At 71.4% G+C, this 12,461-nt stretch carries 12 protein-coding genes and 1 tRNA gene; 6 read left to right on the top strand and 7 right to left on the bottom strand.

The features are described 5' to 3' along the window. Window positions 1-106 precede the first annotated feature (106 nt). Entirely contained in the window at window positions 107-622 is a 516-nt protein-coding gene (locus AV521_RS14085) for a hypothetical protein (protein WP_076088149.1), read from the top strand. 48 nt (window positions 623-670) lie between these two features. Here the strand turns inward: AV521_RS14085 and AV521_RS14080 are convergent, their stop codons facing one another. Then, window positions 671-1,249 (bottom strand): TetR/AcrR family transcriptional regulator, encoded by a 579-nt coding sequence (locus AV521_RS14080; protein ID WP_076088147.1) that lies wholly within the window; start codon window positions 1,247-1,249, stop codon window positions 671-673. Between the two features lie 135 nt (window positions 1,250-1,384). Between AV521_RS14080 and AV521_RS14075 the strand changes: the two genes are divergently transcribed. Together AV521_RS14075 and AV521_RS14070 are read left to right on the top strand one after the other, a co-directional pair. Then, complete coding sequence (locus AV521_RS14075) at window positions 1,385-2,812, top strand: MFS transporter (RefSeq protein WP_076088145.1); 1,428 nt, start codon at window positions 1,385-1,387, stop codon at window positions 2,810-2,812. Window positions 2,813-2,857: 45 nt separating this feature from the next. Continuing rightward, window positions 2,858-2,931, top strand: a tRNA-Pro gene (locus tag AV521_RS14070). Window positions 2,932-3,035: 104 nt separating this feature from the next. On the opposite strand, the gene AV521_RS14065 is transcribed toward AV521_RS14070, so the two are convergent. Continuing rightward, window positions 3,036-3,830 carry an MBL fold metallo-hydrolase gene (locus tag AV521_RS14065; RefSeq protein ID WP_076088144.1) on the bottom strand — a complete coding sequence of 265 codons (795 nt, stop codon included), beginning with the start codon at window positions 3,828-3,830 and terminating at the stop codon, window positions 3,036-3,038. An 86-nt stretch (window positions 3,831-3,916) separates the two neighbouring features. Here AV521_RS14065 and AV521_RS14060 point away from each other — a divergent pair, with 86 nt between their 5' ends. The 3 genes from AV521_RS14060 (at window position 3,917) to AV521_RS14055 (ending at window position 6,356) form a co-directional block, all read left to right on the top strand. Then, a complete protein-coding gene (locus AV521_RS14060; protein ID WP_076088142.1) occupies window positions 3,917-4,510 on the top strand; it encodes an ABATE domain-containing protein in 594 nt (197 codons plus the stop codon). Beyond that, complete coding sequence (locus AV521_RS49275) at window positions 4,507-4,668, top strand: hypothetical protein (RefSeq protein ID WP_179023086.1); 162 nt, start codon at window positions 4,507-4,509, stop codon at window positions 4,666-4,668. Before AV521_RS14060 ends, AV521_RS49275 begins: the two co-directional genes overlap by 4 nt. A gap of 248 nt (window positions 4,669-4,916) precedes the next feature. Further along, entirely contained in the window at window positions 4,917-6,356 is a 1,440-nt protein-coding gene (locus AV521_RS14055; protein WP_143658604.1) for a polysaccharide deacetylase family protein, read from the top strand. Window positions 6,357-6,410: 54 nt separating this feature from the next. Here the strand turns inward: AV521_RS14055 and AV521_RS14050 are convergent, their stop codons facing one another. From AV521_RS14050 to AV521_RS14030, 5 genes are all read right to left on the bottom strand, one after another. Then, window positions 6,411-7,508: an MASE1 domain-containing protein gene (locus tag AV521_RS14050; RefSeq protein WP_079249247.1), complete on the bottom strand. Its 1,098-nt coding sequence runs from the start codon at window positions 7,506-7,508 to the stop codon at window positions 6,411-6,413. A gap of 90 nt (window positions 7,509-7,598) precedes the next feature. Further along, window positions 7,599-8,933 carry a PP2C family protein-serine/threonine phosphatase gene (locus tag AV521_RS14045; RefSeq protein ID WP_079249246.1) on the bottom strand — a complete coding sequence of 445 codons (1,335 nt, stop codon included), beginning with the start codon at window positions 8,931-8,933 and terminating at the stop codon, window positions 7,599-7,601. Between the two features lie 194 nt (window positions 8,934-9,127). Continuing rightward, window positions 9,128-10,555 (bottom strand): amino acid permease, encoded by a 1,428-nt coding sequence (locus AV521_RS14040; protein ID WP_076088137.1) that lies wholly within the window; start codon window positions 10,553-10,555, stop codon window positions 9,128-9,130. 159 nt (window positions 10,556-10,714) lie between these two features. Next, window positions 10,715-11,416 carry a GntR family transcriptional regulator gene (locus AV521_RS14035; protein WP_076088622.1) on the bottom strand — a complete coding sequence of 234 codons (702 nt, stop codon included), beginning with the start codon at window positions 11,414-11,416 and terminating at the stop codon, window positions 10,715-10,717. Between the two features lie 22 nt (window positions 11,417-11,438). Next, window positions 11,439-12,440, bottom strand: coding sequence for a proline racemase family protein (locus AV521_RS14030; protein WP_076088135.1), 1,002 nt, complete (start codon window positions 12,438-12,440; stop codon window positions 11,439-11,441). Between the last annotated feature and the right edge of the window lie 21 nt (window positions 12,441-12,461).

The following is a 12,461-nucleotide window of genomic DNA, read 5'->3' as shown; positions in this document are numbered from 1 at the left end:
CGCACGCCGCCGTCGACAGAGTGTGGGGCATCGGGGCTGGTGGGAGGACACTTCGTCGGTCCGTGCGGACTGGCGCGGCGGCGCGCCCCGGGTGATCGTGGGGAGCATGGCTGACTCCCCGGCGGCCGGCACGGCACCGCCCCGGCAGCACGACACACGTGAGGCCGTCCTGTTCGGCGGGGTGTACGGCGCCGTCCTCGCGAGCTCGATGGTGGCGGCGCTCACCCAGTACGGCCGGGTGACCCCGGCGGGCCGCCGCTACGACGCCGCCTGGCTGCTGGTGACCGCGTTCGCCTCCGCCCTGGCCCATGGCTACGCCCACTACATCGCCGAACGCGGTCCGCACCGCCGCTGGGACGTGCTGCGCACCCTGTGCGACGAGTGGCCGCTGGTCACGGCCGTGCTGCCCACGGTCCTCGTGCTGGCGGGCGCAGGCTGGCAATGGTGGCCCGCGAAGGGCCTCGAGTACCCGGCCTTCGCCCTCAACATCGTCATCCTCTTCGGCCTCGGCCTGGTCACCGCACGCTGGTCGGCACGGCGATGGCCGATCGCGGTGCTCATCGGGATGGTGGACGCTCTGCTCGGGGTGATCGTGGTGGTGGCGAACGCGGTGATCAAGTAGGCGGCGGGACGGAACCGCACCCGCTCGCCCTTCGCCGCGCCACCGGTGTCAGCGGGCGCTGCGAACCCCGTCCAGCGCGATCGCCAGCACCCGGTCGCGCTGGGCGTCGTCGTCGAAGACCGTGGCCGTGATGCCGGCGACCAGCCGCAGCAGGTCGGTGAAGTCCATGTCCGGCCGCGCCACCCCCGCCTTCTGCGCGCGTTCCAGCAGCGGGCCCCCGGCGGCGTACATCGAGGTGCGGCAGGTCTGGAAGATCTCCGACTCGTCGTTCAGCGCCTCGCGCACGGCGCGCTTGGTGACCATGTAGCCGGCGAAATGGTGCAGCCAGGCCGTCAGCGCCTCCCACGGCTCCAGGTCCGCGACCTCCTGGGCGGCCTGGCACAGGATGTTGACCTCGTCGGCGTAGACGCTCTCGAAGAGATCACGGCGGGTGGGGAAGTTGCGGTACAGGGTGCCGATGCCGACGCCCGCGCGACGGGCGACGTCCTCCAGCGAGGCGTCGGAGCCATGCTCGGCGAACGCCTCGCGGGCGGCGGCGATCAGGGCGTCGTAGTTGCGGGCGGCGTCCTTGCGGTGCGGCCGGCGGGCCGCCACGATCTCGCCGACGGGGTACGGCGTGGCCGTCACTGCTGCCTCCCGGAAGAGCTCGGTGAATCGGAGGGTGACCTCCGCATCTTGAACCGGAGGTGCCCCTCCGTTACAGTGGAGGGGTACCTCCACTTTACCAGCGCACCGTTCTCTGGCTTTCGGAGAGGCTCCTTCATGCCCCGCAAGTCCAAGCGCCTCACCTTCGCGGTCCTCGCGACCGGTGCGGGCGTGTTCTCCATGCTGCAGTCGCTGATCGCGCCGGCCCTGCCGACCGTCCAGCACGCCCTGCACACCTCCCAGTCGACCGCGACCTGGGTGATGACGGCCTATCTGCTGTCCGCCTCGGTCTTCACCCCGATCCTCGGCCGGGTCGGCGACCTCGTCGGCAAGAAACGCACGCTCGTCGCCGTCCTGCTCGCCGTCCTCGCCGGCTGTCTCGTCGCCGCGCTCGCCCCGGACATCGGCGTCCTCATCGTCGCCCGGGTCGTCCAGGGCGTCGGCGGCGCCCTCTTCCCGCTGTCCTTCGGCATCATCCGGGACGAGTTCGCGCCCGCCGAGGTCAGCGGCAGCATCAGCAACCTGTCCGCGGTGATCGCCGCAGGCGGCGGGGTCGGCATGGTGGCCGCCGGTCCGATCGTCTCGGCGCTCGACTACCGCTGGCTGTTCTGGATCCCCGTGGCGATCGTCGCCGCCACGGTCCTGATCGCCGTGGCCTACGTCCCCGAGTCGCCCAAGCGGGCCCAGGGGAAGGTCAGTTGGTACGGCGCCGGGCTGCTCTCCGCCTGGCTGGTGGCCCTGCTGCTGCCGCTGAGCCAGGCCGCGCACTGGGGCTGGGGCTCGCCGAAGGTGCTCGGCCTGTTCGCCGCCGCCGTCGTGCTGTTCGCCCTGTGGCTGACGGTCGAGGCGCGCTCCCGCACCCCGCTGATCGATCTGCGTGTGATGCGGCTGCCCGCGGTGTGGACGACCAACGCGGCCGCCCTGCTCTTCGGCGCGGGCATGTACGCGATCTGGTCCTTCCTGCCCGGCTTCGTCCAGACGCCGTCCGCGGCCGGTTACGGCTTCGGCGCGAGCGTCACCGCCTCCGGCCTCCTCATGCTGCCGATGCTGCTGGCGATGTTCCTCTCCGGTGTCCTCTCCGGCCGCCTGGAGCCCCGCGTCGGCGCCAAGGCGCTCCTCACCACCGGTGCCGCACTCGGCGCGCTGGCCTGCGGATTCCTCACCTTCTGGCATGACGCCCAGTGGCAGATAGCGGTGGTCGCCGGGCTGTTCGGGCTGGGCATCGGGCTGGCCTTCGCCTCGATGGCCAACCTCGTCGTCGGCAGCGTCCCGCCCGAGCAGACCGGCGCCGCGACCGGTATGAACGCCAACATCCGCACCATCGGCGGCTCCATCGGCGCCGCGCTCACCAGCGTCCTGGTCACCGGCCGCCTCCAGCCCTCCGGCCTGCCGTACGCCTCCGGCTACACCCACGGCTGGGCCCTGCTGGCCCTGCTGTGCCTGGCCGCGGCCGGCGCCGCCCTCCTGGTCCCGGCCCGCCGCCACGGCCGTACGACCGCCCCCGCCACCAGCGGAGTGACACGGGCACCCGCACAGGTGCGGTAGGGTTGACCTGCGTGATCACGCGGGGCAACCCGGGTGGGACCGCATCGGGACGTGGCGCAGCTTGGTAGCGCACTTGACTGGGGGTCAAGGGGTCGCAGGTTCAAATCCTGTCGTCCCGACTTTGCGGAGTCGTAGGTCAAGGGCCGTTTCAGAGTGATCTGAAACGGCCCTTTGGTCATTCTTGGGGCCGGTTGGGTGCCGTTGCCGCCGAGGGCCGGGGCGGTCAGTCCAGCTCCAGGCGGTCTGCCAGGCCGGCGGCGGTGAAGGCGGCCACGAGGTCGTGCCGGCCTTCGGTGAAGTGGGCCCAGCTGTCGTAGTGGACGGGGACCACCCGACGGGCGGCGAGGAGCTGGGCGGCCTCGGCGGCCTGGGCGCTGTCCAGGACGATCAGCTGGTTGTCGAAGAGGGCGGGGAAGCGGGGAGCGCCGGCGAAGAGGATGGCGGTGTCGATGGGGGCGAAGCGGTCGGCGGTCTCCCGTACCGCGTCGAGAGAGGCGTTGTCACCGCTGACGTAGACGGTGGGCAGGCCTTCGCCGGTCAGGACGAAGCCGACGACCTGGCCGGTGGACGGCTCGACCTCCTCCCGGGGGCCGGGGCCGTGGATGGCGGGGACACCCGTCACGGTGATCGTGCCGCCGCCGGGGCGGTCCAGTTCGACGGACTCCCAGTCGGCCAGGCCCCTGGCCTTCTCGCCCAGATGCGCGCCCAGACGCTCGCCGCCGCTGGGTGTCGTCAAGGTGAGGGGCACGTCGGCGAGCAGGGCCCTGCCGGAGATGTCGAGGTTGTCGGGGTGCTCGTCGTGCGAGAGCAGGACCACGTCGATGCGGCCGAGGTCGGCGGGGGTGGTGGCGGAGGGGGCGGTCTTGGTCAGGACCGGACGGCCGGGCCGGCCGTAATCACCGGGGCCGTCGAAGGTCGGATCGGTCAGGAATCGCAGGCCGCCGTATTCGAAGAGGGCGGTCGGGCCGCCGAAGACGCGGACGGGGAACTGGGCAGTCGCTGCGGGGAGAGTGAACATGACATGCCTCACGGATAGATGTAATTGAACCGTGAGTTGACCCTAGCGGCTTCTCACGGATGAGTGCAAGCCGTACCATGAGGAATATGAAGGAGCCCGTGACCGAACAGCCCGGCCCGCCACCCGCACAGGGCGAGGAGGAGCACCTGTCTCTCGCCCTCGCCAACAGCGCGATCGCGCTGCCCGGCGGCCTCACCGTCGATCTCCTGGGTACTCCCGCGCAGGCGAACCACTGGCTGACGGAACGTGGTCTCGCCCCGGTCGACGCCGGCATGCGGGAGATGTGCGCGACACAACTGCGCTCGCTGCGTGAACAGATCAGATCGCTGTTCGCGTCCCGCGCCGAGGGTCTGCCCGCCCTTCCCGCCGCGGTCGCGGCCATCAACGACGCGATGACCCGCGTCCCGACGGCCCCGCTGTTGCAGTGGGACGACAGGACCGGCCCTTACCGCGCCGTCCCCCACCCCACCACCGCGGTCCTCGACCACGCCCTGGCCACCCTCGCCGCCGACGCCGCCGACCTGCTCACCGGCCCCGGCGCGGAACGCCTCACCGCTTGCGGCTCCACGCCCTGCAACCGCTACCTGCTTCGCTACGGCCGCCGCCACTGGTGCTCCACCCGCTGCGGTGACCGCGCCCGCGCCGCACGCGCCTACGCCCGGCGCGGCACCGCCTCGTGACGGGAGCGCTCGCAAGGGCCGGGATCTTCTCCGAAGGCGGGGGCGCCGTCTGCGTCACCGGCCCGAACGTGGAACTCCAGCGCCGTCCCGTCGCCCCGGACGCGGCCGTCCGCGCCATCTGCGAACGCGTCGGCGGCGGATTCACCCGAGCGCAGTGACGGGCGCACGTTCCCGACGCGCCGTACCAGCGGGGTCTGCCCGTTAATGCACCGAATCAGAGCAAAATGGGACACAGTTCCGCCGGAATCGGTCACAGGATTGTTCATGGTGACTCCGGGCCGCGATGGACAAGGCCCACGACCAGAACGATCAGGGACCAGAACGGCCGCGGCGTCCCTCGTGGGCGGCGGTCGGCCGGCGTCCGATCCCGGACGCGCGGCAGGCTCCTCTCCCCAGGTTCTGGTTCATGCGCTCTCACACCCTGTTTCCCACGCTCCTGCTGCTCGGCTCGCTCGCTCTCACCGCGGGCTGCTCGTCCGGGGTGCCCGAGTCCTCGGGCACGGCGTCCGCCGACGCGCGGCCCGACTCCACGTCCTCCGCGGCCGAGACGGTCGACCCGTCGACGATCAAGGGCCTGAACATCGTCAACGACAACAGCGAGCACAAGTCCTGCCCCTTCGCGACCAGCTACCCGGACGTGCCCGGCGCGCGGGCGATGACGGCCGCGATGAAGAAGGACGTGCAGGAGCGCCTCGCCTCCTTCCGTTCAGGGGCCTGCACGGCCGGCGCGGGCGGCGCGGAGGGGCGCGACCTCAATATCAGCCACCAGTTCCTGGTCGCGTCCGGTGACGTCCTCGGCGTCCGGCTCACCACGCAGGACCACGAGGCGGCCGGGTCCGGTCTGTCGACCAGGACGTACTGGTACGACGGCAAGGCCGGCGCGTACCGCACGGCTCTCGGACTCGTGGCCGACGGCTCGCGGGACGACTTCGTCGCCGCCCTGAAGGACCGGCTCCAGGGCCGGGAGGGCGTGGACGCCACCGCCCTGCACGACGCCTTCGCCGGCCCCCGAGAGCGCACGACCGTCCTGGACGACATGGCCTTCACCGCGGACGGCGGACTGCGTGTGGAGTTCGACAGCGGCGAGGTGGGCACCCCCGCCGCCGGCTCCTACGTGGTGACCCTGTCCAGGGAGATGATCACCCCGTGGCTGTCCGCGTTCGGGCAGCGCGCCCAGCGGCAGACCGTGAGCCCCGGCCGTCCGCTCGACCTGGGCGCGGCCCACGTCCCCGTCCCGGTCGTCCCCACCCACACCGCCTCCGGCGACGACGACACCGACTGCAGGAAGGTCAAGTGCATCGCCTTGACCTTCGATGACGGGCCCGTCGTCCCCGAGACCGCGAACCTGCTGACCGGCCTCGCCCGGTACAAGGCACGCGTCACCTTCTTCACCGTCGGCCAGAACGTCTCCGCCCATCCCGATCTCGTCCGCGCCGAGGCGAAGGCCGGCCACGAGATCGGCAACCACTCCTGGAACCACCCCGACCTCACGCGGCTCTCCCCGGAGCAGGTCGCCAGTCAGCTCGACCGGACCAATGCCGCCATCAAGGCCGCCACCGGCGAGCTCCCCGCCGTCTTCCGTCCGCCCTACGGTGCCGTCAACCAGACCGTCAGAAGCGCAACGACCATGTCACCGGTGCTGTGGAACGTGGACAGCGAGGACTGGAGGTGCCGGGACGCCGCCAAGGTCGCCCAGACGGTCATCGGCAAGGTCCGTCCCAACGCCGTCGTCCTCATGCACGACATCCACGCCACTTCGGTCGAGGCCGTCCCCGGGATCCTGCGCACCCTCACCGCGAGGGGCTACCACTTCGTCACCGTCAGCCACCTGCGTGCCACACTGTGACGCCGACACGTACTGCGGCTGCGCTTCGGCGAGGCCGTGGGGCACGCAGGGTGCTCACGGACGAGGAGACGGCCGTTGCCGTTGTCTTCGGGGCTCTGTCTTCTCGTCCTCACCGTCCAGGAGCTTCTCGTCTTCACCATCGGGGAGCTTCTCGACTGCATCGTCGGGGAGCTTCTCGGCCTCCCTGTTGGGCGATTTCGGGCTGTGGCTGCTCGTGGCGATCTTGGCTGCCATCCCGGCGAGTTGCCCGCAGGCTCGTACGATCTCCCGCTGGGTCTGGTTCCGCTCGCTGATGACGGCGGCGAGCATCAGCGCCGTCAGCGCGGCGGAGCCGTTGAACGCCTGCAGGGTGATCATGTTGGTGAGCAGGTCGCGACCGGCGAACGGGCCCGCTCGCCGGGTGGCGGAGATGATCGCATAGGTCGACACGGCAAGGGCGCAGGGCGCGGCACCGGCCAGCTGGAAGCGGAAGGCGGCCCAGATCAGCAACGGGTAGCCGAGGAACAGGAGCGGCGTGCTGCCGGCCTCGACGAGGCCTACGCCGACCGTGGCTGCCACGAGCAGCAGCCCCTCCGCCCACCGCCACGGCGGCACGTCCTTCGGCCGGCGCACCGAGTGGAGGACGAGCAGGACCGGCGTGACCACCAGAACCCCCATCGCGTCACCGGTCCACCAGACCCACCACGTCGGCCAGAAGCCGCCGGGGTGCAGCACACCGGCGAACATCAGGGTCCCGCTGCCCGTCGTCGCGCTGACCAGCATCCCGGTGAACGCCCCGAGAAAGATCAGCGCGAGCGCGTCCCACAGACGGTTCAGCTCGTTGTGGAAGCCCGCACGGCGGAGCAGGGCGTACGAGCAGAGCGGCGCGAGGGTGTTTCCCGCCGTGATCGCGAGCACGGCCGGCAGCGACGGGCCCAGCGTGACGTTGGTCAGAAAGGCGCCGAGTGCGATACCGGGCCAGACCCGCCGACCGCGCAGCAGCAGGCTCGCCACCGCGATACCGCTCGGCGGCCACAGCGGGGTGACCTGGCCGCGCACCAGCTGCTGGAGCAGTCCCGCCTTGGCCGAGCCGACGTACAGCGCGGCGATGACACAGATCTCCAGGGCGGCCGCGCCACTGCGCCGAAGCCGTTCCTGCCGCGCGCGATCCATCGGGCGACCTCCGTGTCGATATCGGTCGATATCGCCCCGAGGCCCATCATCCGTCCGATCCCGCGGATCCTCCACGGCACCGCCGAGCGGTCAGGCCCGCGGGGTGCGCAGGGCGAGAATGGCCATGTCGTCGTGACCGTCGCTGGGGTGGTGATCGGCCAGTGCCTGCACGAACTCCGGCAGGGGCAGAGCGGCATTTTCCACGGCGAGTCCGGCGAGCTGGCTCAGGCTCTCGTCGATGGAGCGGTCAGGATGCTCGACCAGCCCGTCGGTGAAGAACACCACGGTCGCGCCCGGCGGCAGGAAACGGGAGTGGTCGGGCCGGGCCTGCTCGGGATCGACGCCGAGCGGCAGCCCGGGCTCGGCGAGCAGATAGCGCACCCGGCGATCGAGGGTGACGACCAGGGGCGGGACGTGGCCCGCGGTGCTCCAGCGCAGCCGCCAGCCGGATCCCTCCGGTTCGATGCGGGCCAGAGTGGTGGTCGTGACGGGATTGCTCGTGATGGCTTCCAGGGCATGGTCGAGCTGGGCGAGGATCGCGCCGGGCGGACCGGTGTGGTCGAACAGCAGGGCGCGCAGCATGTTGCGGGTGGAGGCCATGGCGGCCGCGGCCTGCAGATCGTGGCCGACCACGTCGCCGATGACGACCGCCACGGCGTTGTCGGGCAGCAGGATGGCGTCGTACCAGTCCCCGCCGAGCTGACTCGGCTCGGCCGCGGGCCGGTAGATGGCGGCGGCGGTGAAGGGCCGCAGGTCGGGCAGGGTGGGCAGCAGCAGCCGCTGGAACTGCTCGGCTCCCACCCGGATCCGTTCGAACAGGCGGACGTTCTCGATCGCGATGCCCGCGGCGCCGGCCAGGGCGACGACGACGTTCTCGTCGTGGACGTCGAAGGGCTGGCCGTCGCGCCGTTCGGCCAGATAGAGGTCGCCGTAGATCTCGCCCCGCACGCTGATGGCGACGCCGAGCAGGGTGCGCATGTGCGGGTGACCGGGCGGGAACCCGGCGGAGGACGGATGGGCCGTGATGTCGTCGATCCGCAGGGGTTCGGGGTAGCGGATCAGATGGCTGAGGACGCCCAGACCACGGGGCAGGCCGGCCTCGGCGAGACCGGCGCGTTCCTGCTCCGACAGACCGGCCGGGATGAACTGTTCCAAGCGCTCTCCGGACGCGTCGAGCACGCCCAGTGCCCCGTAGCGGGCGCCCACCAGGTCCATGGCGGTGGTGACGATACGGCGCAGCACCGCGGGCAACTCCACCTCACGGCTGATGGCCACCACCGCGTCCAGCAGGCCCTGCAGCCGGTCCATGGCGGACAGCAGGGAACGCAGCTGGTCGTCGATCCGGCCCAGCTCGGACCGCAGCCGCACATGCAGGTCGGGGGCGTGTGCCCGCCTCGGCTGTCGCCCCATCCTCTCCGCGGTCATCAGGCGCGCCTGGTGGCCGGCCGTTCGGTCTCGGCACGTGAGCGGTACATGCCGACCTCCTGACACGCCGGGGTGCCGTCTCGGCAGCCGCGCCGGTGGTCCGGTCTCCGGGGCCGCCTTGCCTTCGATTGTGACATCGGAGGAGGAGACCGACGCGTCAGAGCGTGGCCCGCGGTACCGCGCCCTCGGAGGCCCTAGGCCTCGCGTCGCTGTCGGCGCGCTGCCAGTACCGCGTAGACGATGACCCCGGCGAAGAGGAACAGCACGCCCTGGTACACCGCCGCATAGCCGGCGCCGGCCATCAGCCAGAGGGAGAAGGCGGCCGCGATCGCGGTGATCACCGAGTCCCGCACCAGTCGGGCGCGGTCCACCGACTCGCGTCGGCCGGAGACCAGGTGGAAGATCTGGGCGGCCGCCGCCAGCAGATACGGCACGGTCGCGGTGAACGTGGTGACGAGGACCAGGACCTCGAAGACCTTCCCCGAGCCCGACAGGTAGTTGTACGCGGTCAGGAGGGAGGAGAGGACCACCGTGACGGCGACGCCGACCGTCGGCACACCCCGGCGCCGGCGCCCGAACGCGGCAGGGAACAGGCCGTCCTTGGCCGCCGCGTACGGGGTCTGGGCGCTCAGCAGCGTCCAGCCGTTGAGGCACCCGGTCATCGACACCAGCGCCGCCAGCGCCACCGCCGTACCGCCCCAACTGCCGCCGAACATCGCGTTCACGGCGTCGGAGAAGGGGGCCGTGGAGGTCACCAGCCGGTCGTGCGCGACCGTCCCGAACACCGAGAGCGTGCCCAGCAGATAGACCAGCGCGGCACCCGAGGTGCCGATGACGGTGGCGCGCCCCACGTTGCGGCGGGCGTTCCTGACCTCGCCGGCGCTCACGGCGGCGGACTCCACCCCGAGGTAGGAGAAGAGCAGCAGCGCGGCGGCGGCGGACACCGCACCGACGGCGCTGTGCCCACTGGCGTTGAACGGCCCGAGCCGGGACGGATCGAAGAAGAACAGCCCGCCCACCGCGACAAGCAGCAGCGGCACGAACTTCAGCACCGTCGACACCAGCTGGACGGCGCCCACGTACCGGGTGCCGGCGAAGTTGGCGAGAGCGGGCAGCCACTGCAGGGCCAGGGCGGCCAGGCACGCGGTCCACTTGTGGTCGTTGACCGGGATCAGCACGTCCAGATAGCCGACGGCGGCGACGGCGAGCGCCGCGTTCGACACCCAGGTGGTGATCCAGTACGCCCATGCGGCGAGGAACCCGGCGAAGTCGCCGAAGGCCTCGCGGGCGTAGACGTACGGGCCGCCGGTACGGGGGTCGCGCGCGGCGAGCCGGCCGAAGACCAGGGCGAGCGCGACGGCGCCGACGGTCAGGACACCGAAGGCGACCAGGCTGACCGTGCCGTAGGGGGCGATGGAGGCGGGCAGCAGGAAGATGCCGCCACCGATGATGTTGCCCATGACCAGCGCGGTCGCGACCGGCAGCCCGAAGCGACGGGCGTGTTTGCTGCCGGAGCCGTGGGTGTCCTCGACGCCCGTGGCGTCGCGAGGGTCTCCGAGGGCGACGGTGCGGTCCTCGGAGGGGGCCGGAGCCGGCTGGGGGGCGGTTCCGGTGACGTGCATGGGGGTGCCTCTCATCGAACAGACGTCCCAGGATCGCCGGGACCCCGTCATGTTCAGGTAAGCCCCTGCCCGCCGCAAAATCGCCGGTTCTTGTGTCGTCCAGCCCGGCTGATCGTGAAAAAAGTTCACTGAAACGACGTCCACACCGCGAGATGTTCGTCAGCCGCGTTCCGTTCCCTCCGCCCACAGGCTGCGTACATGTCCCAGATGCCGGGTCATGATCGCGTGCACGGCCTTCTCGTCCTGTTCCAGAAGGGCGTCGAGGAGCTCCAGGTGCTCCTCGGCCGAGGCGAGCAGGCGGCCGGCCTGCACCAGGGCTGTCAGGCCGTAGAGGCGGGAGCGGCCGCGCAGGTCGGCCACCACCTCGACCAGGTGGGCGTTGCCCGCCAGGGCGAGCAGTCCGAGGTGGAAGCGGGTGTCGGCCTCGACGTAGGCGATCAGGTCGCCCGCGGCCGCCGCGCTGACGATCTCGCGGGCCGCCGGGCGCAGCGCCTCCAGCGAGACGCGGTCGGCGGTACGGGCCAGGGCGGCCACGGTGGGGATCTCGATGAGCGCGCGGATGTGCGTGTACTCGTCCAGCTGCTGGTCGGAGACCGCGGTGACCCGGAAGCCCTTGTTCGGCACGGTGTCGACCAGGCCCTCCTTGGCCAGATCCAGCATCGCCTCCCGCACCGGCGTCGCCGAGACGCCGAAGCGGGAGGCGAGCGAGGGCGCCGAGTAGACCTCGCCCGGCCGCAGTTCGCCCGCGATCAGCGCGGCGCGCAGCGCGTCCGCGACCCGCTCGCGGTAGCTGCTGCGCCGTCCGCCCAGCCGGGGGAGTGCGGGCAGGTCCGAGTCCGGCCTGTTCTGTTCCTGTGCCATGTCACGCATCACCGGCGCGAGTCTAGAGGACGAATCCTTCCGGGAAGGGATCGGTGGGGTCGAGGAGGTACTGCGCGGTGCCGGTGATCCACGCGCGCCCGGTGAAACTGGGCAGCACCGCGGGGACACCCGCGACCTCCGTCGTATCGAGCAGGCGTCCGGTGAACCGGGTCCCGATGAAGGACTCGTTCACGAACTCGGTGTGCAACGGCAGTTCGCCCCGCGCGTGCAGTTGTGCCATGCGCGCGCTCGTGCCCGTGCCGCACGGGGAGCGGTCGAACCAGCCCGGGTGGATGGCCATGGCGTGCCGCGAGTGGCGTGCCGTGGCGCCGGGCGCGTAGAGGTGGACGTGATGGCAGCCGCGGATGGACGGGTCCTCGGGGTGCACCGGTTCCGCCTCGGCGTTGATCGCCGCCATCAGGGACAGGCCGGCCGCCAGGATGTCGTCCTTGCGGGCGCGGTCGAAGGGCAGCCCGAAGGCGTCGAGCGGCAGGATCGCGTAGAAGTTGCCGCCGTAGGCGAGGTCGTAGGTGACCGTACGGCCGTCGGGCAGGGCGATCTTGCGGTCCAGGGCGACGGCGAACGACGGCACGTTCCTCAGGGTCACATTCCGCGCGGCCCCGTTCTCCACCGCCACCTCGGCCACCACCAGCCCCGCCGGGGTGTCGAGCCGGATCGTGGTCACGGGCTCCACGACCTCCACCATTCCCGTCTCCACCAGCACGGTGGCGACCCCGATGGTGCCGTGCCCGCACATCGGCAGATAGCCGGAGACCTCGATGTAGAGAACGCCCCAGTCGCAGTCGGGGCGGCTCGGCGGCTGGAGGATCGCGCCGCTCATCGCGGAGTGGCCGCGCGGCTCGTTCATCAGCAACTGCCTGATGCTGTCGCGGTGTTCACGGAAGTACAGCCGCCGTTCGTTCATCGTCGCACCCGGTACGGTGCCGATCCCGCCGGTGATCACCCGGGTCGGCATGCCCTCGGTGTGCGAGTCGACGGCGTGCAGGACGAGCTTGCTGCGCATGATCCGACTCCCTTGTGCCGG

It is taken from the genome of Streptomyces sp. IMTB 2501, assembly GCF_001953885.1.
Classification (GTDB): domain Bacteria; phylum Actinomycetota; class Actinomycetes; order Streptomycetales; family Streptomycetaceae; genus Streptomyces.
This window is presented reverse-complemented; position numbering and strand designations above follow the sequence as displayed.